At 64.9% G+C, this 24,401-nt stretch carries 20 protein-coding genes; 11 read left to right on the top strand and 9 right to left on the bottom strand.

Going from position 1 to position 24,401, the window contains the following annotated elements; all coding sequences use genetic code 11:
• The first annotated feature begins 11 nt into the window (after positions 1-11).
• Positions 12-3,242, top strand: a complete 3,231-nt coding sequence (locus OKW37_RS19900) for an efflux RND transporter permease subunit (protein ID WP_184058298.1) — start codon at positions 12-14, stop codon at positions 3,240-3,242.
• 1 nt (position 3,243) lies between these two features.
• Positions 3,244-4,764 (top strand): efflux transporter outer membrane subunit, encoded by a 1,521-nt coding sequence (locus OKW37_RS19895; protein WP_184058296.1) that lies wholly within the window; start codon positions 3,244-3,246, stop codon positions 4,762-4,764.
• A gap of 115 nt (positions 4,765-4,879) precedes the next feature.
• Here the strand turns inward: OKW37_RS19895 and OKW37_RS19890 are convergent, their stop codons facing one another.
• Entirely contained in the window at positions 4,880-6,289 is a 1,410-nt protein-coding gene (locus tag OKW37_RS19890; RefSeq protein ID WP_429404564.1) for a nucleobase:cation symporter-2 family protein, read from the bottom strand.
• A gap of 467 nt (positions 6,290-6,756) precedes the next feature.
• Here OKW37_RS19890 and OKW37_RS19885 point away from each other — a divergent pair, with 467 nt between their 5' ends.
• The 3 genes from OKW37_RS19885 to fghA all read left to right on the top strand — a co-directional run bounded on the left by OKW37_RS19885 (position 6,757) and on the right by fghA (position 10,360).
• On the top strand, positions 6,757-8,223 hold the full coding sequence (locus OKW37_RS19885; protein ID WP_429404566.1) for a xylulokinase: 1,467 nt from the start codon (positions 6,757-6,759) through the stop codon (positions 8,221-8,223).
• Positions 8,224-8,386: 163 nt separating this feature from the next.
• Positions 8,387-9,493: an S-(hydroxymethyl)glutathione dehydrogenase/class III alcohol dehydrogenase gene (locus OKW37_RS19880; protein ID WP_184023024.1), complete on the top strand. Its 1,107-nt coding sequence runs from the start codon at positions 8,387-8,389 to the stop codon at positions 9,491-9,493.
• A gap of 15 nt (positions 9,494-9,508) precedes the next feature.
• Complete coding sequence (gene fghA, locus OKW37_RS19875) at positions 9,509-10,360, top strand: S-formylglutathione hydrolase (RefSeq protein WP_429404568.1); 852 nt, start codon at positions 9,509-9,511, stop codon at positions 10,358-10,360.
• 81 nt (positions 10,361-10,441) lie between these two features.
• On the opposite strand, the gene OKW37_RS19870 is transcribed toward fghA, so the two are convergent.
• From OKW37_RS19870 to OKW37_RS19855, 4 genes are all read right to left on the bottom strand, one after another.
• Positions 10,442-11,224, bottom strand: a complete 783-nt coding sequence (locus tag OKW37_RS19870) for a metal ABC transporter permease (protein WP_429404570.1) — start codon at positions 11,222-11,224, stop codon at positions 10,442-10,444.
• Positions 11,217-12,167: an ABC transporter ATP-binding protein gene (locus OKW37_RS19865; protein ID WP_429404572.1), complete on the bottom strand. Its 951-nt coding sequence runs from the start codon at positions 12,165-12,167 to the stop codon at positions 11,217-11,219. Before OKW37_RS19865 ends, OKW37_RS19870 begins: the two co-directional genes overlap by 8 nt.
• Positions 12,164-13,099: a metal ABC transporter solute-binding protein gene (locus OKW37_RS19860; RefSeq protein ID WP_409259251.1), complete on the bottom strand. Its 936-nt coding sequence runs from the start codon at positions 13,097-13,099 to the stop codon at positions 12,164-12,166. The genes OKW37_RS19865 and OKW37_RS19860 overlap by 4 nt, the downstream gene beginning before the upstream one ends.
• A gap of 155 nt (positions 13,100-13,254) precedes the next feature.
• Positions 13,255-13,752, bottom strand: coding sequence for a Fur family transcriptional regulator (locus OKW37_RS19855; protein WP_429404574.1), 498 nt, complete (start codon positions 13,750-13,752; stop codon positions 13,255-13,257).
• Between the two features lie 298 nt (positions 13,753-14,050).
• On the opposite strand from OKW37_RS19855, the gene OKW37_RS19850 reads away from it, so the two are divergent.
• The 6 genes from OKW37_RS19850 to OKW37_RS19825 all read left to right on the top strand — a co-directional run bounded on the left by OKW37_RS19850 (position 14,051) and on the right by OKW37_RS19825 (position 20,121).
• On the top strand, positions 14,051-14,830 hold the full coding sequence (locus OKW37_RS19850) for an L-iditol 2-dehydrogenase (protein WP_184006440.1): 780 nt from the start codon (positions 14,051-14,053) through the stop codon (positions 14,828-14,830).
• Between the two features lie 97 nt (positions 14,831-14,927).
• Positions 14,928-16,250, top strand: coding sequence for an ABC transporter substrate-binding protein (locus OKW37_RS19845; protein ID WP_184058281.1), 1,323 nt, complete (start codon positions 14,928-14,930; stop codon positions 16,248-16,250).
• A gap of 168 nt (positions 16,251-16,418) precedes the next feature.
• Entirely contained in the window at positions 16,419-17,354 is a 936-nt protein-coding gene (locus OKW37_RS19840) for a carbohydrate ABC transporter permease (protein WP_429404577.1), read from the top strand.
• Entirely contained in the window at positions 17,351-18,226 is an 876-nt protein-coding gene (locus tag OKW37_RS19835) for a carbohydrate ABC transporter permease (protein WP_184058279.1), read from the top strand. The genes OKW37_RS19840 and OKW37_RS19835 overlap by 4 nt, the downstream gene beginning before the upstream one ends.
• Positions 18,223-18,924 (top strand): HAD family hydrolase, encoded by a 702-nt coding sequence (locus tag OKW37_RS19830; RefSeq protein WP_184058277.1) that lies wholly within the window; start codon positions 18,223-18,225, stop codon positions 18,922-18,924. Before OKW37_RS19835 ends, OKW37_RS19830 begins: the two co-directional genes overlap by 4 nt.
• Positions 18,925-19,011: 87 nt before the next feature.
• Positions 19,012-20,121 carry an ABC transporter ATP-binding protein gene (locus OKW37_RS19825; RefSeq protein ID WP_429404580.1) on the top strand — a complete coding sequence of 370 codons (1,110 nt, stop codon included), beginning with the start codon at positions 19,012-19,014 and terminating at the stop codon, positions 20,119-20,121.
• Positions 20,122-20,265: 144 nt separating this feature from the next.
• Here the strand turns inward: OKW37_RS19825 and OKW37_RS19820 are convergent, their stop codons facing one another.
• The 4 genes from OKW37_RS19820 to xylB all read right to left on the bottom strand — a co-directional run bounded on the left by OKW37_RS19820 (position 20,266) and on the right by xylB (position 24,349).
• Positions 20,266-20,553: a contact-dependent growth inhibition system immunity protein gene (locus tag OKW37_RS19820; RefSeq protein WP_184023033.1), complete on the bottom strand. Its 288-nt coding sequence runs from the start codon at positions 20,551-20,553 to the stop codon at positions 20,266-20,268.
• 9 nt (positions 20,554-20,562) lie between these two features.
• Entirely contained in the window at positions 20,563-21,396 is an 834-nt protein-coding gene (locus tag OKW37_RS19815; RefSeq protein WP_187616385.1) for an RNase A-like domain-containing protein, read from the bottom strand.
• Positions 21,397-21,842: 446 nt separating this feature from the next.
• Complete coding sequence (locus OKW37_RS19810; protein WP_184058271.1) at positions 21,843-22,790, bottom strand: sugar-binding transcriptional regulator; 948 nt, start codon at positions 22,788-22,790, stop codon at positions 21,843-21,845.
• Positions 22,791-22,867: 77 nt separating this feature from the next.
• Positions 22,868-24,349, bottom strand: coding sequence for a xylulokinase (xylB, locus tag OKW37_RS19805; RefSeq protein WP_429509897.1), 1,482 nt, complete (start codon positions 24,347-24,349; stop codon positions 22,868-22,870).
• Between the last annotated feature and the right edge of the window lie 52 nt (positions 24,350-24,401).

Genomic DNA, 24,401 nt, shown 5'->3' with positions numbered 1-24,401 from the left:
GAGCCCGCCTCATGGCAAAGTTCTTTATTGATCGCCCGATTTTTGCATGGGTGATCGCCATCATCCTGATGCTCGCGGGTATCGCGTCGGTGTTCACGCTGCCGATCGCGCAATACCCGACCATCGCGCCGCCGTCCATCCAGATCAGCGCAACCTATCCGGGTGCTTCGGCGAAGACGGTGGAAAACACCGTTACGCAGGTGATCGAGCAGCAGATGAGTGGTCTTGACCACCTGCTGTACCTCGCGTCGACCTCGGACGACTCAGGCACGGCCACCATCACGCTGACGTTCGCGGCCGGCACCAACCCTGACATCGCGCAGGTGCAGGTGCAGAACAAGCTGCAGCTCGCCACGCCACTGCTTCCGCAAGCGGTGCAGCAGCTCGGCACCAAGGTCACGAAGTCGAGCAGCAGCTTCCTGATGGTGATGGCGTTCGTGTCGACCGACGGCAGCATGAACAAGTACGACCTCGCGAACTACGTGGCGTCGAACATTCAGGATCCGATCAGCCGTATCGACGGCGTGGGTACGGTGACGCTGTTCGGCTCGCAGTACGCGATGCGGATCTGGCTCGACGCGAACAAGCTGAACAACTTCGGCCTGACGCCGCTCGACGTCTCCTCCGCGCTGCAGGCGCAAAACGTGCAGGTCGCGGGCGGCTCGCTCGGCGGTACGCCGTCGGTGCCGGGGCAGGTGCTGCAGGCCACGATCACGCAGGCCACGCTGCTCAATACGCCCGAGCAGTTCGGCAACATCCTGCTGAAGGTGAACCAGGACGGCTCGCAGGTGCGTCTGCGCGACGTGGCGCGCGTCGAACTGGGCGGCGAAAACTACAACTTCGACACCAAGTACAACGGTCAGCCGACGGCAGGCTTCGGTATCCAGCTGGCCACGGGCGCGAACGCGCTCGCCACCGCGAAGGCGGTGCGCACGAAGATCGCCGAACTGTCGAAGTACTTCCCGCACGGTCTGGTGGTGCAGTACCCGTACGACACGACGCCGTTCGTGCGCCTGTCGATCGAGGAAGTGGTCAAGACGCTGCTCGAAGGTATCGTGCTGGTGTTCCTCGTCATGTACCTGTTCCTGCAGAACCTGCGCGCCACGCTGATCCCGACGATCGCGGTGCCGGTGGTGCTGCTCGGTACCTTCGCGATCATGAGCGTGGTCGGTTTCTCGATCAACGTGCTGTCGATGTTCGGTCTCGTGCTCGCGATCGGCCTTTTGGTGGACGACGCGATCGTGGTGGTGGAAAACGTCGAGCGGGTGATGCAGGAGGAGGGCTTATCGCCTCGCGAGGCAACCCGCAAGGCGATGGACCAGATCACCGGCGCGCTCGTTGGCGTGGCGCTCGTGCTGTCGGCGGTGTTCGTGCCGGTGGCGTTCTCGGGCGGCTCGGTGGGTGCGATTTACCGGCAGTTCTCGCTGACGATCGTCGCGGCGATGGTGCTGTCCGTGCTCGTCGCGCTGGTTCTGACGCCGGCGCTGTGCGCGACGATCCTGAAGCCGATTCCGAAGGGTCATCACGAAAAAGCCACCGGCTTCTTCGGCTGGTTCAACCGTACCTTCAACACCAGCCGCGACAAATACCACTCTGGCGTGCACCACGTGATCAAGCGCTCGGGCCGCTGGCTCATCATCTACATGGTGGTGATCTTCGCGGTGGGGCTGTTGTTCGTGCGTCTGCCGAAGTCGTTCCTGCCTGACGAAGACCAGGGCACGATGTTCGTGCTGGTGCAAACGCCGTCGGGTTCCACGCAGGAAACCACCGCGCGCGCGCTGAAGGACGTGTCGGACTACCTGCTGAACGACGAAAAGGCGATCGTCGAATCGACCTTCACGGTGAACGGCTTCAGCTTCGCGGGTCGTGGCCAGAACGCGGGTCTCGTGTTCGTGCGGATGAAGGACTACGCGCAGCGTCAGCACGCGGACCAGAAAGTGCAGGCACTGGTTGGGCGTCTGTTCATGCACTTCAGCAGCTACAAGAACGCGGTCGTGTATCCGGTCAATCCGCCGTCGATTCCTGAACTCGGCACCGCGGCGGGCTTCGACTTCCAGCTGCAGGACCGCGGGGGTCTCGGTCACGCGAAGCTGATGGAAGCGCGCAACATGCTGCTCGGTCTGGCGGCGAAAGATCCGACGCTCGCGCAGGTGCGTCCGAACGGCCTGAACGATACGCCGCAGTTCAAGGTGAGCATCGACCACGAGAAGGCTTCGGCGCTCGGCGTGTCGCTTGCCTCGATCGACCAGACGTTCTCGATCGCTTGGGCCTCGTCGTACGTGAACAACTTCCTCGACACGGACGGCCGGATCAAGAAGGTTTACCTGCAGGGCGACGCACCGTTCCGGATGAAACCGGAAGACGTGAATGCCTGGTTCGTGCGCAACGGCGCGGGCGCGATGGTGCCGTTCTCGGCCTTCGCGAGCACCGAGTGGACCTACGGTTCGCCGAAGCTCGAGCGCTACAACGGTATTTCGTCGGTGGAAATCCAGGGTGCGGCCGCGCCGGGCAAGTCGACCGGTCAGGCGATGGCGGCGATGGAACAGATCGTCACCAAGCTGCCGGCGGGAGTCGGCTACGAGTGGACGGGTCTGTCGCTGCAAGAGCGTCAGTCGGGTTCGCAGGCGCCAATCCTGTACGGCATCTCGATTCTCGTCGTGTTCCTGTGTCTCGCGGCGCTGTATGAAAGCTGGTCGATCCCGTTCTCGGTGATCATGGTGGTGCCGCTCGGCGTGATCGGCGCACTGCTGGCCGCGACGCTGCGCGGGCTCGAGAACGACGTGTTCTTCCAGGTGGGTCTGCTGACCACCGTGGGTCTGTCGGCGAAGAACGCGATTCTGATCGTGGAATTCGCACGAGAACTGCAGCAGGGTGGAGGCATGGGACCGATCGAAGCCGCGCTCGAAGCGGCGCGTCTGCGGTTGCGTCCGATCCTGATGACCTCGCTCGCGTTCATTCTCGGCGTGCTGCCGCTCGCGATCAGTAACGGCGCGGGGTCGGCCAGCCAGCACGCGATCGGTACCGGCGTGATCGGCGGCATGTTGACGGCGACCTTCCTCGCGATCTTCATGATCCCGATGTTCTTCGTCGTGATTCGCGCGAAGTTCGGCGGTGAGAAGGAAGACCCGGATGAGGCGCTGCGCCACTATGAACAGCACCATCCGCACGATCCGCAAGGCGGCGCGGCGGGTGGCACGACCGACGGGTCGGATGGCAATGGCTCGGGCAAGGATGGGCATTGAGATGCAAAAACACTCTTTGATTGCAGTAGCGGTCGCGCTGCTCGCCGCGGGTTGCACGCTGGCGCCGCACTACCAGCGGCCCGCCGCGCCCGTGACGGCGACTTTCCCGACGGGCGGCGTGTACGACCAGCAGCCGGGCGCGCAGGGCGCGCGCGGCGCGAACGGCCTGGCTGCCGGCGACATCGGCTGGCGCGACTTCTTCGTCGATCCGCGTCTGCAGCAGCTGATCGAAATCGCGCTGAAGAACAACCGTGATCTGCGTGTGTCGGTGCTGAACATGCAGGCGTCGGCGGCGCAGTACCGTATCGTGCGCGCGGGCCTGTTCCCGACGCTCGACGCCGCGGCTTCGCAAAGCCGGCAGCGCACGCCGCGCGATCTGCTGGCGTTGCCCAACGGCCCGACGATTAGCAACACGTATTCGGTGGGCTTGAACGCGTCGTGGGAAATCGACTTCTTCGGGCGCGTGCAGAGCCTTAAGGATCAGGCGTTGGCCACGTACCTCGGCACCGCGCAGGCGCGCAAGTCCGCGGAAATCGCGCTGGTGTCGCAGGTGGCGAACCAGTACATGACGGTGCTGGAACTGGACGATCTGCTGAAGGTCACGCAGAACACGCTGAAGACGGCGCAGGAGTCGTTTCGGATCACCAAGCTGCAGTTCGACAACGGCACCGGTTCGGAACTCGATCTGCGCCAGTCGCAAACGGTTGTCGAAACCGCGAGCGCGGACCTGCAGGCGCAGATGCGTTTGCGGGCTCAGGCTGACAACGCGCTGGTGCTGCTGATCGGCGAGCCGTTGCCGGCTGATCTTGCGCCAGGCCTGCCGCTGAGCGACCAGAGCCTGCTCACGGATATTCCGGCGGGCCTGCCGTCCGATCTGCTGACGCGCCGTCCCGACATCATGGAGGCCGAGGAAAATCTGCTCGCGGCCAACGCGAACATCGGCGCGGCGCGCGCCGCGTTCTTCCCCAAGGTCACGCTGACCGGCAGCGCCGGCACGCTGAGCCCGACGCTCGGCGGGCTGTTCAAGCCGGGTTCGGCGGCGTGGAGCTTCGCACCGTCGATCACGCTGCCGATCTTCGAGGGCGGTCAGAACATGGCCAACCTCGATCTCGCCAACATCGAGAAGAACGTGCAGATCGCCACGTATGAAAAGGCGATCCAGACGGCCTTCCGCGAAGTGGCGGACGGGCTGGCCGCGCGCGGCACGTACGACGAGCAGATCGCGGCGCTCGAGCGGGATGTCGCGGCCGAGCAGCGCCGGCTGGATCTGTCGACCCTCCGTTATACGAACGGTGTCGACAGCTATCTTTCGGTGCTGACCGCGCAGACCTCCTTGTACGTGGCTCAGCAGGCGCTGGTCACCGCGCGCATGGAACGTCTGCAGAACCTGGTCACGCTGTACCAGGCGCTCGGCGGCGGCTGGATCGAGCACAACGGCGACCAGCCGCGTCCCGCCGACGCGCCGGTCGACTACGGTGCGGCGAGCGCACCGGTCGCGGCTTCGGCGGCGACGGCAGGCTAAGCGCTGCGGCTCGACGAACCGCTGAAGTGAAGCAAAAACGCCACGGCATGCCGTGGCGTTTTTGTTGATTCGCGGCGTTCGGTGCCGCTCGCCGCATCATCGCTGCATCAAAAGCTCAATGCAGATCCGCCGCCCGCAGCATCTCGTTGCTCTGCGGTGCGCCGCCCGCGCTGGCGTCGAGATCGTGCCCGGCGCGGCGAAGCTCGCTCTTCGCCTTCTTCTCGCTCTTCACGCCGTTGAAGATCAGGTTCAGCGCGACCGCCGACACCGACGCGAGCAGAATCCCGCTATGTAGCAGCGGCGACAACGCCGGCGGCAGTTGCGAGAAGAAGTGCGGCGAGACGACCGGCACGAGGCCGAGCCCGATGCTGACCGCGACGATGAAGAGGTTGTGCTGATTCCTCACGAAGTCGACGCGCGACAGCACCTTGATGCCGTTCGCCGCGACCATGCCGAACATCACGATGCCCGCGCCGCCGAGCACGAACGCCGGCACCGACGCGACCACCTGCGCCATCTTCGGGAAGAGGCCGAGCAGCACGAGGATCACGCCGCCCATCGCGCACACGAAGCGGCTCTTCACGCCGGTCACGCCGATCAACCCGACGTTCTGCGAGAACGACGTATGCGGGAACGAGTTGAAGATGCCACCGATCAGCGTGCCGAGACCGTCGACGCGCAAGCCACGCACCAGCGTTTTCTGATCGACCGGACGATCGACCATGTCGCCGACCGCGAGAAACATGCCGGTCGATTCGATGAACGTGACGAACATCACGGTGACCATCGTCGCGATCGACAGCGCATCGAAGTGCGGCAGACCGAAGTGGAACGGCATCACGAAGCCGACCCACGGCGCGTGCATGACGCCGTCCAGGTTGACGCGGCCGAGCATCAGCGCGATCGCGAAGCCCGCGACGATGCCGAGCAGCACCGAGATATTGGCGACGAACCCCCTGGCAAACTTGTTGATCAGCAGGATCAGCGTCAGCACGAGCAGCGCCAGGCCGAGATAGACCGGATTGCCGTAGTCGGGATTGCCGACACCGCCGGCCGCCCAGTTGATGCCGACCTCCATCAGCGACAGGCCGATCACCGAAATCACGACGCCGATCACGACCGGCGGGAAGAAGCGCAACAGCTTGCCGACCGCGGGCGCGAGCAGAATGCCGATCACGCCGGCCGCGATCGTCGAGCCGAAGATGTCGAGGATGCCGAGCGAAGGATTGGTGCCGATCGCGACCATCGGGCCGACGGCCGCGAACGTGCAGCCCATGATGACGGGCAGGCGGATGCCGAAGATCCACAGTCCGAGCGTCTGGATCAGCGTGGCGATGCCGCAGGAAAACAGATCGGCGCTGATCAGGAAGGCGACCTGGTCTTTCGGCAGCTTCAGCGCCGCGCCGATGATCAGCGGCACCGCGACCGCGCCAGCGTACATGACCAGCACGTGCTGGATGCCGAGAGTGAGCAACTGGCCCGCCGGTAGGCGCTCGTCGCACGGGTGAACCGCGTTCGCTTGCATATCGTCTGTCTCCACCATCTCGTTTTGGGATGACTCCAAGGTATCGGGGACGAAAAGTCGCAACAAGACCATACGTGGCTATTCCGGCATTCCCGGGGGCGATATGCAGAGACCTGTTTTGAAAGGCAAATTAAAGCCACGCGTGGGACGGATCGGCCGTCGGATGCCAGAGAACCCTATGCAGTGGGGGCCGCGGGCGGTGCATGGCGTGCGCGGCGCGGGTTCGTCGCGCGAGGGGATATGTGTGAGAATCAATGACGTGTATCACGCTTCACGCATAGTCCTGTTTTGATGACGCTCGCAGCACGGCGGGGTTAACCCGCGAATGGTTTTTTTCGCGTGTTTTCCGAGCCGTTTGTTCAACGTTCGCGACGTCTGTGCAGCGCTTCGCCTTTGAGCTTCGCTTTCCCACTTCGTCGCCAGTCTCGCTGGCTCCTTCTTCACCTCGTTTCAACGTCCCTGCGCTCATGAGTTTTCTCGGCATCGATCTCGGCACCGGCTCCCTGAAAGCGGCAATCGTCGACGAACATGGACGCGAGCAGGCGGTATCGAGCGTCGCTTATGCGCTCGTTACGCCGCACGCGGGTTGGGCCGAAATCGACGTCGAGACGTGGTGGAACGCGCTCGTCCATGCGATGGCGGGCCTGCCGCGCGAGCTGCGTGACGGCGTGCGCGCGATTGGCTTCTCTGGCCAGATGCACGGCGTCGTGCTGCTTGATGCAAACGGCGCAGCGGTGCGGCGCGCAATGCTGTGGCCCGACTCGCGCGCGCTCGCCATGCTCGACGCGTGGCCCGAGCCGCAACCGAATCCGGTCGCGCCCGGCATGGCCGGACCGCTGCTGCGCTGGCTCGTGCTGCAAGAACCGGAAGCCGCGCGCCGCACGCGCTGGGCGCTGCAGCCGAAGGACTGGCTGCGCGTCGCGCTCGGCGGCGCGTGCGTGACCGATGCGTCCGACGCGTGCGCGACCGCGCTCGCCGATCCCGCCGGCGCGTGGGACACGGCGCTGCTGCAACGCCTCGAGATTCCGTCTGAGTGGTTCGCGCCTGTGGCGCCGTCGTATGCGGCGGCGGGCGCGCTGTCGCCGCAGGCCGCGCAGGCACTTGGCTTACGGGCCGGTATCGTGCTCGCAGCCGGCGCCGCGGATACGCCGTGCGCGGCGCTCGGCAGCGGACTCGTGCGTGACGGCGACGCGCTGCTGACGACCGGCACCGGCGGACAGATCGTCGTGCTCGCGAACGACGAGCCTGCGCCGCTGAAGGGCTTGCATCGCTATCGCGCGGCGAGCGATCACTGGTATCGGATGGCGGCGATGCAGAACGTCGGCATCGCGCTGGAGCGGGTGCGCGGGTGGCTGTCGTTTGGGTGGGCGGAGGCTTACCGAGAGGCATTTGACGATGCGGCTGATGCAAGCGCTCATGCCGCCGCTGAAGTGGCGTCGACGCTGAGCTTCCTGCCGTACCTGACCGGCGAGCGCACGCCGTGGCTGAACCCGCAGGCGCGCGGGGGCTGGCTCGGTTTGTCGCTCGAGCATACGCGCGGCGCGATGATGCGTGCCGCGTTCGAGGGCGTCGCGTTCTCGTTGCGCGCGGGGCTCGACGCGATTCGCGCGAGCGGCGCGCCGGTGACGGCGCTCAAGCTCGCGGGCGGCGGCTCCGTCGATGCGCGCTGGCGACAACTGCTCGCCGATGCGCTCGACGTCGACCTGCATGCGGTCGATTGCCCGAACGCGGCGCCGCGCGGCGCGGCGATCCTCGGCGGTCTCGCGTGCGGCCACTGGCAGACGCGCGATCTCGCCGCGCTCGCGCCGGGCGCGACGCGCGTCGCGGGTCCACGCGGCGATGCGGCGCTCGCTGAACGCTATGCGCGCTTCGTCGATCTGTATGTCCGGGTCGAGCCGTGGTTCGGTGGTAGCGCGCGGTGCGAAGCGCAGTGACAGCGACGGCGTTGAACACGGTGCCGAGCGCAGCCATCGGCGACGCAGCCTTCACGCACTATGCAATACCATGACGCTTTTCGCGCGCCACGCAGTCGCCGGCACGCGATGCCATTTCGCATTCACGCACTCACGGACTCACGGACTCACAGGAGCATTGACGATGAAGACCAAAGCAGCAATCGCATGGAAAGCCGGCGCCCCGTTGACGATCGAGGAAGTCGATCTCGAAGGTCCGCGCGCCGGTGAAGTCCTGATCGAAGTGAAGGCGACGGGCATCTGCCACACCGACTACTACACGCTGTCGGGCGCCGATCCCGAAGGCATCTTCCCGGCGATTCTCGGCCACGAAGGCGCGGGCGTGATCGTCGATGTCGGGCCGGGCGTCGGCACGCTGAAGAAGGGCGATCACGTGATTCCGCTCTACACGCCCGAATGCCGTCAGTGCAAGTTCTGCCTGTCGCGCAAAACGAATCTCTGCCAGGCGATCCGCGCGACGCAGGGCAAAGGTCTGATGCCCGACGCGACCTCGCGCTTCTCGCTCGATGGCAAGCCGCTGTTTCACTACATGGGCACGTCGACGTTCTCGAACTACATCGTCGTGCCGGAGATCGCGGTCGCGAAGGTGCGTGAAGACGCGCCGTTCGACAAGATCTGCTACATCGGCTGCGGCGTGACGACCGGCGTCGGCGCGGTCGTGTATTCGGCGAAGGTCGAGGCGGGTGCGAACGTGGTGGTGTTCGGGCTCGGCGGTATCGGGCTGAACGTGATTCAAGGCGCGAAGATGGTCGGCGCGGACAAGATCATCGGTGTCGATCTCAACCCGGGCCGCGTCGAGCTAGCGAAGAAGTTCGGCATGACGCACTTCATCAACCCGAACGAAGTCGAGAACGTCGTCGATCACATCGTGCAGCTGACCGACGGCGGCGCCGACTACTCGTTCGAATGCATCGGCAACGTGAAGGTGATGCGCCAGGCGCTCGAATGCACGCACAAGGGTTGGGGGCAGTCGTTCATCATCGGCGTCGCGGCGGCGGGCGAGGAGATCAGCACGCGGCCGTTCCAGCTGGTGACGGGCCGCGAGTGGAAGGGCTCGGCGTTCGGCGGCGCGCGAGGCCGCACCGACGTGCCGAAGATCGTCGACTGGTACATGGAAGGCAAGATCAATATCGACGATCTGATTACGCACCGTCTGCCGCTCGAGCGCATCAACGAGGGCTTCGAGCTGATGAAGAAGGGCGAGTCGATCCGCTCGGTCGTGCTCTACTAAGCGAGGAGCGTCGCGATGCTCGAACTACTATCGTCGCACGCCTGCCACGGCGGCGAGCAGCGCTTTTACCGGCACGAGTCGCGCACCGTCGGTCTGCCGATGCGCTTCTCGGTCTATCTGCCGCCGCAGGCGTTGCAGGGCAATGCGAAGGTGCCCGCGCTGTTCTACCTAGCGGGGCTGACCTGCACCGAAGAGACCTTCGCGATCAAGGCCGGCGCGCAGCGCTTCGCGGCCCGGCACGGCATCGCGCTGATCGCGCCGGATACGAGCCCTCGCGGCGCGGGCGTGCCAGGCGAGAGCGATGCGTGGGACTTCGGCGTCGGCGCGGGCTTTTATGTCGACGCGACCGAGCAGCCGTGGGCGCGGAACTACCGCATGTACTCGTACGTGCGCGACGAGCTGCGCGAAACGGCGCTTGCCAACCTGCCGATCGATGGCGCGCGTCTCGGCATCTTCGGTCATTCGATGGGCGGGCACGGCGCGCTGATGCTCGCGCTGCGAAATCCGGACATTTATCGGTCGGTGTCGGCGTTCGCGCCGATCGCGGCGCCGATGCGTTGTCCCTGGGGCGAGAAGGCGTTTAGCGGTTATCTCGGCGAGAACCGTGAAGCGTGGAAGCAGTACGACGCGAGCGAGCTGGTTTCGCACGCGACGCACAAGTTCGCGGAAGGGATTCTCGTCGATCAGGGGCTCGCGGATCAGTTCCTGCCCAGGCAGCTCAATCCCGACGTATTCGAAGCGGCGTGCAAGGCCGCGGGTCAGCCACTGACGTTGCGCCGGCATGCGGGTTACGACCACGGCTACTACTTCATCTCGACGTTCGTCGAGGATCATCTCGCGCATCACGCGAAGGTATTGCTCGGCTGAACAACGTCGTAAAACGCGGGGCAAAAAAACGGCGGCACTTCATGTGCCGCCGTTTTTTCATTTGATCGGCGTAAGCGCCGCTCAATGCCGCTTCAACAGACTCCCGCCATACACCACCGCCGACAGCGCGGTGATCCAGAAGCTCGTCGGGCAATCGGTATAGAACGCGAGCGTCAGCCCGAGCCACGCCTGCGCGAGCGCGAACACGGCCGCGAGCACGAGACCCGTCGACAGCCGCGTGCTCAGGTTCTGCGCGGCGGCGGCCGGCCCCACCATCAGCGTGAACACGAGCAGCACGCCGACGATCTGCGTGCAAGCGGCGACGGCCAGCGCGGCGATCGCGAGAAACAGCACCGACACGCGGCGCAGCGACACGCCCTTCGCTTCGGCCAGCTCCGGTTGCAGCGACGCGAACAACAGCGGCCGCATGATGGCCGCGAGCGCGGCCAGACTGACGACGCCCAACGCCGCGAGCACACCGAGCGTCGCTGCATTGACGCCGAGCACGTTGCCAAACAGCAGCGCCGTCACCTGCGTCGCGTAGGCGGTGAAGAAATGCAGAAACAGCAGCCCAAAGCCGAGCGACAAGGAAAGGATTACGCCGATCGCGACGTCGCGGCCGGCGAGCCGCTCGCCGAGCGCGCCCATGCCCACACCGGCCGCGAGCGTGAAGCCGATCATCCCCCAGAGAGGCGAGATGCCGATCAGCACCGCACCGGTCGCGCCGGTGAAGCCGACGTGCGACAGCGCGTGGCCCGCGAACGTCTGTCCGCGCATCACGAGAAAATAGCCGACCACGCCTGCCAGCACCGCGACGATCCCCGAGGCCGCGAAGGCGTTCACCATGAAATCGTATTCAAACATCGTGCGTGTGTCCGTCGCGTGAGTCTTGCGGGTCTGGATGACTGTGTGAGTGGCTGTGCGAATGCGTATGTCCGCCGTCCTCGTCGTGTTCGTGCCCGTGATCGTGCTTCTCGACTTCGACGCCGCCCGACATCACGAAGATGCGGCCGTTCACGCGCATCACGTCGATCGGCGAGCCGTACAGACGCGACAGCACCGGCCGTGTGATCACTTCGTCGACGGTGCCGAGCGCCGCGACGCCGCTGCCGAGATACAGCACGCGATCGATCGAGTTCAGCAGCGGATTGAGTTCGTGCGCGGAGAACAGCACCGCGATGCCGAGCTCCTGCTGCACGCGCCGCACCAGTTCGACGACGCTCTTCTGGTGATGCGGATCGAGACTGATCAACGGTTCATCGAGCAGCAGCAGTTTCGGATTGCCGAGCAGGCATTGCGCCAGCAGGAGCCGCTGCCGTTCGCCGCCCGACAACTCCGACAGTGGCCGCTTCGACAGAGTCGTCCCGCCGACGAGCTCGAGCACCCGATCGACGTCCGCGCGCGTTTTTGCATCCGCATGCGGCAAGCCCCAGCGATGACCATCGGCTGCCATCGCGACCAGATCGCGGCCGCGCACGCGACGGCCGGCGAGCGCGCTGCGCGTCTGCGGCATATAGCCGATCGACGCGTTGCCGCGCTCGACCGGCTGCCCGAGCACGCGGATCGCGCCGCCCGCGGCCGGCACGAGGCCGAGCACCGCGCGCATCAGCGTCGTCTTGCCCGCGCCGTTGGGCCCGAGCACGCCGATGAACTCGCCCTGGTTCACGACGAAGCTGGTGTCGCGCAGGATCGTGCGGCCGCCCAGATCGAGCGTCACGTTGTCGAGTTCGAGCACGGGCCGGTCGCCGCGCGCGGTGGGTGCGCCTGATTGCGCACCTGCTGGCGTTTGATGGCCAGTCGGAATCATGGAGCCTTGCCTTTCGCGCTCGCGCTGGTCGCGCCGATCGCGCCGTTCGTGTCACCCGCCGCGAGCGCTTTCTGCAACGCATCGAGCTGCGTCAGCATCCACGTCTGATAGGTCTTGCCGGGCGGCAGGGTTTCGGTGACGCTCATCGTCGGTACCTTCGATTGTTGCGCGAGCTTTAGCATGCGTTTGGTCAGCGCCTCGGTGGCCTGGCTGTTATAGATCAGCACGCGCACGCGCCGCTCGCGCAGATCGCGTTCGAACGCGGCGATATCGGCCGCGCTCGCTTCGGTGTCGTTCATCGTGGCGAGCTGGAAGCGCTGGTTGCGCATGGCGAGGCCAATCGCGTCAGACATATAGCCGAACACCGGCTCCGTCGCCGTGACCGGCAAGCCCGCATAGCGGCCGTGCAGCTCGGCGACCTTCGCGTCGATCGGCTTCAGCGAATCGAGAAACTTCGCGAGGTTCGCATCGTACGCCGGCTTGTGCGCCGGGTCAGCAGCGCCGAGTGCGTCGCAGACCGCGCGCGCGACTTTCGGCATCGTCGCCGGGTCGTACCACAGGTGCGGATTGTCGCCGCCTTTTTTGCCGACGAGGTCGGCCGCGATGATCACCGTGCGATGCGCGCCTTTCGACGCGGCCAGCAGCTTCACCATCCACGGATCGTAGTCGGCGCCGTTGTAGACGACGAGGCTCGCATGCTGTAACGCGCGCGCGGTGGCCGGGCTCGCTTCGAACAGATGCGGGTCCTGGTCCGGGTTGCTGAGGATGCTGGTCACGTCGACGCGATCGCCGCCGAGTTGCCGGACCACGTCGCCATAAAAGTTCTCCGCGGCGACGACCGGAATTTTCGCGTCGGCGGCGAACGCGTTGTGGCCGAAGCCGAGCGCCGCGATCGCGAGCAGGCAGGTGCACAGATGGGTGCGCACAGACATCGAACGCTTCAGCGCGCGGTGCGCTCTAGACAACATCGAACCGATTGTTTTCATCGTTGTTTCCTGCTGGGTGAGAGTTGAATCAGCCACTCGCGGTGGCAAGGCCAAATACGGGGTGGCACGGGGTGGTGCTTAGCGCGGCGCCGCGCATCTGATCACGACGAATTGCCTGCTGCGCCGCCGGCGCCGCCAGGCTTCGCCGCTCGCGCACATGGCCCGCACAGTCCACTTAGCTCGATCACCTGACGATGCACCTCGAAGCCATGCGCGGGTGAGCTGTGCGACAGGCGGTCGGCGAGCTCGTCGCCGGGAATCTCGACAGTCGCGCCGCAACCGTCGCACATCAGGAACTGGCTGCGATGCGGCACGCCGATTTCGCAGCAGGCGACGAACGCGTTCTTCGATTCGATCCGGTGCACGAAGCCGTGCGCGACGAGGAAGTCGAGCGCGCGATAGACGGTGGTCGGCGACATGCGACCGCGCTCGGGGGCGAGCGCGTCGAGTAACTCGTACGCGCCGACCGGCCGCTCGCTCGCGACGATCGCCGCGTACACCTGGCGGCGCAGCGGCGTCAGCGCGAGCCCCTGCGCCGCGGCGTGCGCGTCCGCATGCGCGAGCCGCATGGCGTGCTGTTCGGCGAGCGAGGTAGTCATCGGCGTGAATCTCCTGACATGGCGGCCCCCGAGCGGGCTGCAAGGTCGAAATGATATAACGTAGCGCGATTTTTTGTCAGCGGTGCGAATCCTCGCACGACGGCACGCAGCGAACGCGTCGTGGCGACCCATCGCGCAATGGGCTTGCTCCTGCCGCGCTGCACCATCGAAATTCGTCCGCGTGCCTTGACATGATCCGGTCCGTATCCGATCATTCGATCACTAGCCGAGCAATTGTTCGCGTGATGAGCGTTCGCTCACCGCGCGCCAAAATGTAAAAACGAAGCGGAGACAGGCAGTGGCACGATTGCAGGACAAAGTCGCCATTCTGACGGGCGCGGCCAGCGGTATCGGTGAAGCGGTAGCCCTGCGCTATCTCGACGAGGGCGCGCGCTGCGTGCTGGTCGACGTGAAGCCGACCGACAGCCTCGGCGGCGCGCTGCGCGGCATCTACGGCGAGCGCGTGTTGAGCGTCAGCGCCGACGTCCGGCGCCGCGAGGACATCGAGCGCATCGTCACGAGCACGCTCGGCTGTTTCGGCCAGATCGACATCCTGTTCAACAATGCGGCGCTGTTCGACATGCGCCCGCTCCTCGACGAATCCTGGGACGTGTTCGACCGCCTGTTCGCGGTCAACGTGAAGGGCATGTTCTTCCTGATGCAGGCGGTCGCGCGGCAGATGGTCGAGCAGGGCCGCGGCGGCAAGATCATCAATATGTCGTCGCAGGCCGGGCGGCGCGGCGAGGCGCTCGTGTCGCACTACTGCGCGACCAAGGCGGCGGTGTTGAGCTATACGCAGTCCGCGGCGCTCGCGCTCGCGCCGCATAAGATCAATGTGAACGGCATCGCGCCGGGCGTCGTCGACACGCCGATGTGGAACGAGGTCGACGCGCTGTTCGCGCGCTACGAGAACCGGCCGCTCGGCGAGAAGAAGCGCCTCGTCGGCGAGGCCGTGCCGCTCGGCCGCATGGGCGTGCCCGACGACCTGACCGGCGCCGCGCTGTTCCTCGCGTCGGCCGATGCCGACTACATCACCGCGCAGACGCTGAACGTCGACGGCGGCAACTGGATGAGCTGAATAAAGAGCAGGGAGCGGGCACGTTGACTGCTCTGAGCGGCGCGTCATTCCGTCAAACGAACGCAGCATCACATAACGTACGAGAAAGGAGACAACGATGAAACCAGCTTTCAAATTCGTGCTGAAGGCGGCCGGTGCCGGCGCGGCCACCTGCTTCGCGCTGAGCGCATCGGCGGCGACGGTGACGATCGCGACGCTGAACAATCCGGACATGATCGAGTTGAAGAAGCTGTCGCCCGCGTTCGAAAAAGCGAATCCGGACATCAAGCTGAACTGGGTGATCCTCGAGGAAAACGTGCTGCGTCAGCGCGCGACGACCGACATCACGACCGGCAGCGGCCAGTTCGACGTAATGACGATCGGCGCGTATGAAACCCCGCAATGGGGCAAGCGCGGCTGGCTCGCGCCGATCACCAACCTGCCGGCGAGCTATGACCTCAACGACGTCGTGAAGACGGCCCGCGACGGCCTGTCCGCGAACGGCCAGCTGTACGCGCTGCCGTTCTACGTCGAAAGCTCGATGACCTATTACCGCAAGGATCTGTTCGACAAGGCCGGTCTGAAGATGCCCGACCAGCCGACCTACGACCAGATCGCCCAATTCGCCGACAAGCTCACCGACAAGTCCAAGGAGCAATACGGCATCTGCCTGCGCGGCAAGGCGGGCTGGGGCGAGAATATGGCGTACGCCACGACGGTCGTGAACACCTTCGGCGGCCGCTGGTTCGACGAGAAGTGGAACGCGCAGCTGACCTCGCCGGAATGGAAGAAGGCGATAACGTTCTACGTCGATCTGCTGAGGAAGGACGGTCCTCCGGGAGCGAGCTCGAACGGCTTCAACGAAAACCTGACGCTGATGTCGTCGGGCAAGTGCGCGATGTGGATCGACGCGACGGTCGCGGCCGGCATGCTCTACAACAAGCAGCAGTCGCAGATCGCCGACAAGGTCGGCTTCGCGGCCGCGCCGATCGAGGTCACGCCGAAGGGCTCGCACTGGCTGTGGGCGTGGGCGCTCGCGATTCCGAAGTCGTCGAAGCAGCAAGATGCGGCGAAGAAGTTCATCGAGTGGTCGACCTCGAAGGAGTACATTGAAATGGTCGCGAAGGATGAGGGCTGGGCCTCGGTGCCGCCGGGCACGCGCGAGTCCACCTACGCGCGCCCCGAGTACAAGCAGGCCGCGCCGTTCGGCGACTTCGTGCTAAAGGCGATCCAGACCGCCGACCCGGATCATCCGACCTTGAAGCCGGTCCCGTACACGGGTGTGCAGTTCGTCGGAATTCCCGAATTCCAGTCGTTCGGCACGGTGGTCGGGCAGAGCATCTCCGGCGCGATCGCCGGTCAGATGACGGTCGACCAGGCACTCGCGGCCGGCAACGCGGCCGCGAATCGCGCGGTCAAGCAGGCGGGTTATCAGAAGTAACCCGGCAGGTCCGCCGCATCGACCGATGCGGCTCATGCAGCAGGGCGGCCGTTCGTCTGCGCCCGATGCGATGCGGCGCGTGTCGTGCGCCATTCAGGCACGGCACGCCGCGTCGCACATACGCGGCTCCGGCGAACGCTCCGCGCATTACCGAACAGGTGGTCCATCATGCGTCCTTTGCGCCTACCTCTGATGCAAACCCGTCCCCAGACAGAAAAAGAACGCGAGGAGCGTAAGGCCAATTCGGCCCGCTGGCTCGTGGCGCCGTCGGTCGGCGTGCTCGTGCTGTGGATGGTCATTCCGCTGGCGATGACGATCTGGTTCTCGTTCTCGCACTACAACCTGCTCAATCCCGATCTGCGCGGCTTCGCCGGCTTCGACAACTACCGCTATCTCGCGACCGATCCGTCGTTCGGTCCGTCGATCGCGCATACGATCGAACTGATCGTGTGGGTGCTCGTGATCACCGTGGGCGGCGGCGTGCTGATGGCGATCCTGTTCGATCGCAAGTTCTACGGGCAGGGTGTGGCCCGCCTGCTCGCGATCGGCCCGTTCTTCGTGATGCCGACGGTCAGCGCGCTGATCTGGAAGAACATGATCCTGCACCCGGTGTACGGCCTCGTCGCGCAGGGCATGCGCGCGCTCGGCATGCAGCCGATCGACTGGTTCGCCGACTATCCGCTCACCGCGGTGATCATGATCGTCGCGTGGCAGTGGCTGCCGTTCGCGTTCCTGATCCTGTTCACGTCGATCCAGTCGCTCGATCAGGAGCAGAAGGAAGCCGCGAAGATCGACGGCGCCGGTCCGTTCTCGATGTTCTTCTACATCACGTTGCCGCACCTGCGACGTGCGATCGCGGTCGTCGTGATGATGGAGACGATTTTCCTGCTGTCGATCTTCGCCGAGATCTATACGACCACGGGCGGCGGTCCGGGCAACGCGACCACCACCCTGTCGTACCTGATCTTCGCGCTGGGCCTGCAACAGTTCGACGTCGGTCTCGCCTCGGCGGGCGGTATTCTCGCGGTCGTGCTGGCCAATATCGTGTCGATCTTCCTCGTGCGGATGCTCGCGAAGAACCTGAAAGGGGAGTACGAAAAATGAGCCACGTTGCCTCCACTACGGCATCGACGACGCAGCCGGTCGCGGTGCCGACCAAATCGCCGTTCGACACGATTCGTCGCGGCATTCCCGGCGTGATCGCGTGGCTCGTCGCGCTGCTGCTGTTCTTCCCGATCTTCTGGATGACGATCACCGCGTTCAAGACCGAGCAGCAGGCCTATGCGTCGTCGCTGTTTTTCGTGCCGACGCTCGACAGCTTCCGCGAGGTGTTCGCGCGCAGCAACTACTTCGCGTTCGCGTGGAACTCGATACTGATCTCGGTCGGCGTCACACTGCTGTGCCTGATCCTCGCGGTGCCGTGCGCGTACGCGATGGCGTTCTTCCCGACGCGCCGCACGCAGAAAGTGCTGCTGTGGATGCTGTCGACGAAGATGATGCCGTCGGTCGGCGTGCTGGTGCCGATCTATCTGCTGTGGAAAAACACCGGCCTTCTGGATACCGTGTCGGGCCTGATCATCGTCTACACGCTGATCAATCTGCCGATCGCGGTCTGGATGGCGTTCACGTACTTCGCCGAGATTCCGCGCGACATTCTCGAAGCCGGGCGCATCGACGGCGCGGCGACGTGGCAGGAGATCGTCTATCTGCTGATGCCGATGGCGCTGCCCGGGCTCGCGTCGACCGCGCTGTTGCTCGTGATCCTGGCGTGGAACGAGGCGTTCTGGAGCATCAACCTGTCGAGCTCGAACGCGGCGCCGCTGACCGTGTTCATCGCGTCGTATTCGAGTCCTGAAGGTTTGTTCTGGGCCAAGTTGTCGGCCGCTTCGTTGCTGGCGGTCGCGCCGATCCTGATCGTCGGCTGGCTGTCGCAGAAGCAGTTGGTGCGCGGGCTCACGTTCGGGGCCGTCAAATGACGGCTGGCCCGGGCATCGCGCGCTATGCGTTGATTTGCGATTGCGACGGCGTGCTGATCGACAGCGAAGCGGTGGCCGCGCGCATGCTGGTGCGCGAACTCGAGGCGCGCTGGCCCGGCATCGACGCCGCGCCGGTCGTGCTGCCGCTGCTCGGGCTGCGCATCGAGCGCGTGTTGCAGGACACCGCGACTCAGCTCGGCAAACAGCTCGGTGCCGACGATATCGATGCGATCCGCCGCGCGGTCGAAGCGGCGGCGATCGAGGCGCCCGCCGTCGATGGCATCGAGATGGCGCTGACCCAGGTGCCGCTCGTCAAAGGCTGCGCGAGCAATAGCTTCCGGCCCTACGTCGAGACGGTGCTGGCGCGCACGGGCCTGAAGCGTTTCTTCGGCGAGCGGCTGTTCTGCGCCGACGCGGTGCCGAATCCGAAGCCCGCGCCGGACGTGTACCTGGCGGCGGCGCAAGGCTTCGGGCTCGCGCCGGGTGCGTGCCTCGTCGTCGAGGACAGCGTGACCGGCGTCACGGCGGCGGCCACGGCGGGCATGGCGGTGCTGGGGTTTATCGGCGGCGGTCATGCGAGCGATGCGCAGATCGATCGATTGCACGCGGCGGGCGCGCGTCATGTGTTCGAGGACATGCGGCAGTTGCCCGACCTCGTCGCGCAATGGACGCTCTCCGCGACGGCCGCGGCGCCATGAGCGCACGAATGCACGCGACACGACACGGCATCAGGTAGCAGCACGAAGTAACGAGCAGCATCGAACAGCATTACACGGAGACACATCATGGCAAGCGTAACCTTGCGCGACATCAGAAAGGCCTACGACGACAACGAAGTGATGCGCGACATCAATCTCGACATCGCCGATGGCGAGTTCGTCGTGTTCGTCGGGCCGAGCGGTTGCGGCAAATCGACCCTGATGCGGATGATCGCGGGCCTCGAGGACATCACGGGCGGCGATCTGAACATCGACGCCGTGCGCATGAACGACGTGCCGCCGGCCAAGCGCGGCATCGCGATGGTGTTCCAGTCGTACGCGCTGTATCCGCACATGACGCTGTACGACAACATGGCGTTCGGCCTGAAGCTTGCCGGCGCGAAGAAGCCGGAGATCGACTCAGCCGTGCGCAACGCGGCGAAGATCCTGCACATCGACCATCTGCTCGATCGCAAGCCGAAGCAGTTGTCGGGCGGGCAGCGTCAGCGCGTCGCGATCGGCCGCGCGATCACGCGCAAGCCGAAGGTGTTTCTGTTCGACGAGCCGCTGTCGAATCTCGACGCCGCGCTGCGCGTGAAGATGCGCCTAGAGTTCGCACGCCTGCACGACGAGCTGAAGACGACGATGATCTACGTGACGCACGACCAGGTCGAGGCGATGACTTTGGCCGACAAGATCGTCGTGTTGTCGGCGGGCAATCTGGAGCAGGTCGGCAGTCCGACGATGCTGTATCACGCGCCGGCGAACCGCTTCGTGGCCGGCTTCATCGGCTCGCCGAAGATGAACTTCATGGAAGGCGTCGTGCAGTCGGTGTCGCATGACGGCCTCTCGGTGCGTTACGAGACCGGCGAGACGCAGCGCGTGTTGGTCGAGCCGGGCGCGGCCAAGCAGGGCGACAAGGTGACGGTCGGCATCCGCCCCGAGCATCTGCACGTCAGCACGACCGAGGATGGTATCGAGGCACGCACGATGACGGTCGAATCGCTCGGCGATGCCGCGTATCTGTACGCGGAGTCGAGCGTCGCGCCCGATGGTTTGATCGCGCGGATTCCGCCGCTCGAACGGCATGCGAAGGGCAATACGCAGAAGCTGGGCGCGACGCCCGAGCATTGCCATCTGTTCGACAGCGAAGGCAAGGCGTTCCAGCGCAAGATTGTTGAGGTGCTGGCGGCGTGATCGCGATGACGCATTGCATAAGCAGGCGGTGCGCGCAAGGCGCTGTCCGCGGAAGGAGTTAGGCGCGTTCGCTTCCCAAGGTGAAACGAACGCACGAAAAACCTACCGGACGGCGGGGAGTCGTCCGGTTCGGGGAAAACGAGGTTACTCGCTCATGAGACGCTTAAGTTCATTGAGAAAAGACTCGGTGGTGTGTCCCCACAGTGTCGGATCAAAACCCGCTCCATAGCCTGTTTCGAACGCAGAATCCAGATCGGTCGAGTGCTCATCCATGAACGAATTGATTTCACGAATCAAATCCGAATATGTGTGGGGACTGTCCTTCTTGTAACAAGCCACGATTTCAGCAATGGTTTCGCCAAACAGGTCAAAATCCTGACCAAAATACACGTGGAATATGCGGCGCATCGCCGGGTAGCGTTCGGGCGACATCGTTTCCCTTCAGTCAATGTAAGCGGTAAGCACGTAATATGACATGCCATTATAGGGTTCGTACTTTAGAAAGACTGTAACCCTGTTCATCTTCGTTAGCTTTCCTGTTGCCCTCGATATCCCATATCCAACGTCACCCGCGACGTGCTTAATCAGTGTGAGAGTAATATCTCGCGTCGGATTCTGCGCCCACGTGCGGATTCTACCTACGTTTGAAGACATAACTTCCGATATAGCCCATTCCGCAGTCCCGCGGCTTGTGAACGACGACACGATTTTCCGCTTCGGCTCATTTACCAATCTTTCCCGCAACTGCGCTTCGGTCCGTCCGACATGTTTCAAGAGCGTATGTCCACCGATCCGGCTGCCCGCCTTCGCCTCATGCATGTCCAGGTTGATCCGGCCCATCGTGACGCGCGCAGCGCGTGCCGCCTTGATCGAGCCGGCAAAGCCGAATGGCACGGCGATATCGAGCGACAGGCCGATATTGTTCGCCATGTCGGGGCTCGCCCTCATCGCTTCAGCGAGTTTCGTCGTGCCCTGCTGGGTCAGCGTGGCCGTATCCTGACCAGTCCAGACCTGCCGCAGGCCCGCCGCCGCCGAGTCCGAACCATGTACCCCGAACACGACACACCCGGCTTTGCTCGCCATCGTCGGGTCGGGCAAAACGCACAGCGCACCCGCACCGACCATTTCCAGCACGCCGCCGACGAGCTGTAACCCGCCCCAAAGCCGGTTGGAAAGCATCTCGGTCTGGCTGATCGACTGGCGGGATAGCACGGCCGCGAGTTGCGGAGCGCTCAGTACAACCTTCACTCCGTCGGCATTATCTGCACCGGGCATATCGAACCCCTCTGATGTTTTTATGGGGTTCCGATGCTGCCGTGCGGACCGTCTCTCAAGATTCGGACGACTCCGAATTTTCCGTAGCCCGATGCACGAGACCCGTTCTGCATCAAGCAGGAATAGCCGCAGCATGATGCTCGCCGTGACTGTTTCGTCATAACGGCGCTACAGGCAGGGAATCGACATTTGATTCGGGTACTGTGATAAGTAGTGGAGATGGTCAATATTTCTGTATCTGGCTTGAAGATGAAGACTGATTTGGCAAGCGAGTAGACAATCGCTCTGGATAGATTAAACAGAAGGCACGCTTCTTCTGCGGGCGCTTTTTTATGCCTTGCGTTGAAAGAATCATGCGTGTCAAAGGCACGCACTGCAGATCGTCAAGCGTGAGCGGTGCTTGCGGGCGTTGACGCGATAGAGCGCGACCGGCACGCATTCGAAACTCACGCCTCCAACGCCGCCCGCGCACACAACTCATCGGTCACGAGCCCCGACAACCACCCCCCCTTGAGCACCGCGATCAGCGCCTCGCGCTTGCGCAGCCCGCCCGCGAAGCCGATGGTCGGCCGGCGTGGCGGCGTGTCGAGCGCGATGCTCGTCACGCGTCGGCCGGTCGGCGATTCGACGTGCGCGCCGGCCGCATCGATCGGCAGGCCGAGCATTTCGGCGACCGCGCCGTTCTGCATCAACTCGTTCACCTCGCCTTCCGTGATGAAGCCGTCCTCGTGCAACGGACAGGTCATCCCAATGTTGCCGATGCCGACGAACGCGACATCGGCCTGCGCCGACAGCGATTCGACGATCCGATAGAGACGGTGATTGCACCACTGTGCGCGCTCGGCCTCGCTGTCGGCGAGCAGCGGCGCGGGCAGCAGAAAATGCTTGCCCCCGGTCTTTTCCGAAATGTGCAGCGCGACGTCGTAACGGTTCGAGGAGCCGTCCTGCGCGATCGCGCCGACCATCGATACCAGCCGATGCTGCGGACGGTCTAGCTGCGCGATCTGATCGACCGCGGCCTTCAGCGTGCGGCCGCTGCTGACCGCGACGACCATCGGCTTTTCCTCGCTCAGATAGCGCTCCATCACCTGCGCGCCGGCCACCGCAAGCTTGCGGTCGACTTCCTCGGGCGTATCGCCGTCGATCGGCACGATCTCGCATAGGCTAAGGCCATAGCGCTTCGACAGCTGATCGGCGAGCGACAGGCAATCAGCGAGCTTGTGATCGACCCGCACGCGGATCAGGTTCTTTTCGACCGCGAACGCGACGAGCCGCTGCGCGACCGGCCGCGATACCTGCAGCTTCTCGGCAATTTCGTTCTGGGTATTGCCCGCGACGTAATAAAGCCACGCGGCGCGTGTGGCGAGATCGAGTTTTTCTGTGGACCTGGGCACGATGAGGTTTCGGTTGAAGTGCGCCGATGATAGCGGCCGGCGGCGCGTCTGTCGCGCGGGCCGGCCGCGGTTGACGCTCAGGCGAGCGGTGCGCGCGCGGGATCGAACAGCGGCCGTACGTGTCGATACAGCGCGCGATACGCTTCGAGCCGGGTGCGCAATTGCGCGTGGCGGCGCGGATTCGGCGTGAACTCCTTTTCGACAGGCGGCTTGGTCAGCACGGTGGCCGGCTCGCCACCGGCGGCGAGCCAGCCGAGACGCGCCGCGCCGAGCGCCGCGCCGGTTTCGCCGCCGCCGTGCTTGACGGTGACGGTGTCGAGCGCATCGGCGAGCAACTGGGCCCAGTAGTCGCTGCGTGCGCCGCCGCCGAGCAGCGACAACACCTTCGCCTCGGTGCCGGCCGCGCGCAGCGCGTCGAGGCCGTCGGTCAGCGCGAGCGTCACGCCTTCGAGCACCGCGTAGCCGAGCAGCGCGCGGTCGGTTGCGTGAGTCATGCCGAAGAATACGCCTTGCGCATAGGGGTCGTTGTGCGGCGTGCGCTCGCCCGACAGATACGGCAAAAAGAGCGGCGCGGTGGTCAAGGCCTCGGCGGGCAGCGCCTCGATTTCGGCGAGCAGCGTCGGCTCGTCGGTCGACGTCAGCTTGCAGACCCAGCGCAAACAGCTCGCCGCCGACAGCACCACGCTCATCTGATGCCAGCGGTCCGGGATCGCATGACAGAACGCGTGCACGGCGGAGGCCGGGTTCGGGCGGAAGCTGTCGCCGACCACGCACAGCACGCCCGAGGTGCCCAACGACACGAAGCCGTCGCCCGGTTGCGTCGCGCCGATGCCGATCGCGCTGGTCGCGTTGTCGCCGCCGCCGGCCGCGACGATCACGTCGTCGCGCAGGCCGAATTCGCGCGCGAGTTCCGCCAGCAGCGTGCCGGCCGGCGCGCTGCCTTCGCGCAGCGCCGGCATCTGCGCGCGCGTCATGTTGCAGGCAGCGAGCAGCGAATCGGACCAATCGCGTTTCGCGACGTCGAGCCACAATGTGCCGGCCGCGTCCGATGGATCGGACACCTTGCCGCCCGTCAGTTGCAGGCGCAGATAGTCTTTCGGCAGCAGCACGCAGGCAGTCCTCGCGAAAATCTCCGGCTCGTGACGCGCGACCCACAGCAGCTTCGGCGCCGTGAAACCGGGCATCGCCAGATTGCCGGCGACGCTGTGCAGTTCCGGCGCGCGCTCGGTCAGCTCCGCGCACTCCTTGTCACTGCGCATGTCGTTCCACAGGATCGCGGGCCGCAGCACGCGGTTTTCCGCGTCGAGCAGCACCGCGCCGTGCATCTGCCCCGACAGGCCGATGCCGCGAATCCGCGCGAATTCGTCGGGATGACGCGCGCGCAACGCGGCGAGCGCCGTGCGCGTGCCGGCCCACCAGTCTTCGGGATTCTGCTCGGCCCAGCGCTGGTGCGGACGCGAAACGGTGAACGGCGAGCCTGCGGTGCCGATCACGCGGCCGTCGGAGGCGAGCAGCAGAACTTTCACTTCGGACGTGCCGAGGTCGATGCCTAGGTACATGGGAGCGAAACCTTCGTCGTTGGGGATGCGCTACTTTAGCGGTTCATCGCGC

Source organism: Paraburkholderia sp. MM5482-R2 (assembly GCF_050436125.1).
GTDB classification, from domain to species: domain Bacteria; phylum Pseudomonadota; class Gammaproteobacteria; order Burkholderiales; family Burkholderiaceae; genus Paraburkholderia; species Paraburkholderia tuberum.
The sequence above is the reverse complement of the archived record's forward strand: the minus strand, read 5'-3'. Positions and strand labels throughout refer to the sequence as shown.

What these genes read in the sequence shown, in the direction of transcription:
- OKW37_RS19900 (WP_184058298.1), top strand. Translation starts at nt 12, where the DNA reads ATGGCAAAGTTCTTTATTGATCGCCCGATTTTTGCATGGGTGATCGCC.
- OKW37_RS19895 (WP_184058296.1), top strand. Translation starts at nt 3,244, where the DNA reads ATGCAAAAACACTCTTTGATTGCAGTAGCGGTCGCGCTGCTCGCCGCG.
- OKW37_RS19890 (WP_429404564.1), bottom strand. Translation starts at nt 6,289, where the DNA reads ATGCAAGCGAACGCGGTTCACCCGTGCGACGAGCGCCTACCGGCGGGC.
- OKW37_RS19885 (WP_429404566.1), top strand. Translation starts at nt 6,757, where the DNA reads ATGAGTTTTCTCGGCATCGATCTCGGCACCGGCTCCCTGAAAGCGGCA.
- OKW37_RS19880 (WP_184023024.1), top strand. Translation starts at nt 8,387, where the DNA reads ATGAAGACCAAAGCAGCAATCGCATGGAAAGCCGGCGCCCCGTTGACG.
- fghA (WP_429404568.1), top strand. Translation starts at nt 9,509, where the DNA reads ATGCTCGAACTACTATCGTCGCACGCCTGCCACGGCGGCGAGCAGCGC.
- OKW37_RS19870 (WP_429404570.1), bottom strand. Translation starts at nt 11,224, where the DNA reads ATGTTTGAATACGATTTCATGGTGAACGCCTTCGCGGCCTCGGGGATC.
- OKW37_RS19865 (WP_429404572.1), bottom strand. Translation starts at nt 12,167, where the DNA reads ATGATTCCGACTGGCCATCAAACGCCAGCAGGTGCGCAATCAGGCGCA.
- OKW37_RS19860 (WP_409259251.1), bottom strand. Translation starts at nt 13,099, where the DNA reads ATGTCTGTGCGCACCCATCTGTGCACCTGCCTGCTCGCGATCGCGGCG.
- OKW37_RS19855 (WP_429404574.1), bottom strand. Translation starts at nt 13,752, where the DNA reads ATGACTACCTCGCTCGCCGAACAGCACGCCATGCGGCTCGCGCATGCG.
- OKW37_RS19845 (WP_184058281.1), top strand. Translation starts at nt 14,928, where the DNA reads ATGAAACCAGCTTTCAAATTCGTGCTGAAGGCGGCCGGTGCCGGCGCG.
- OKW37_RS19840 (WP_429404577.1), top strand. Translation starts at nt 16,419, where the DNA reads ATGCGTCCTTTGCGCCTACCTCTGATGCAAACCCGTCCCCAGACAGAA.
- OKW37_RS19835 (WP_184058279.1), top strand. Translation starts at nt 17,351, where the DNA reads ATGAGCCACGTTGCCTCCACTACGGCATCGACGACGCAGCCGGTCGCG.
- OKW37_RS19830 (WP_184058277.1), top strand. Translation starts at nt 18,223, where the DNA reads ATGACGGCTGGCCCGGGCATCGCGCGCTATGCGTTGATTTGCGATTGC.
- OKW37_RS19825 (WP_429404580.1), top strand. Translation starts at nt 19,012, where the DNA reads ATGGCAAGCGTAACCTTGCGCGACATCAGAAAGGCCTACGACGACAAC.
- OKW37_RS19820 (WP_184023033.1), bottom strand. Translation starts at nt 20,553, where the DNA reads ATGTCGCCCGAACGCTACCCGGCGATGCGCCGCATATTCCACGTGTAT.
- OKW37_RS19815 (WP_187616385.1), bottom strand. Translation starts at nt 21,396, where the DNA reads ATGCCCGGTGCAGATAATGCCGACGGAGTGAAGGTTGTACTGAGCGCT.
- xylB (WP_429509897.1), bottom strand. Translation starts at nt 24,349, where the DNA reads ATGTACCTAGGCATCGACCTCGGCACGTCCGAAGTGAAAGTTCTGCTG.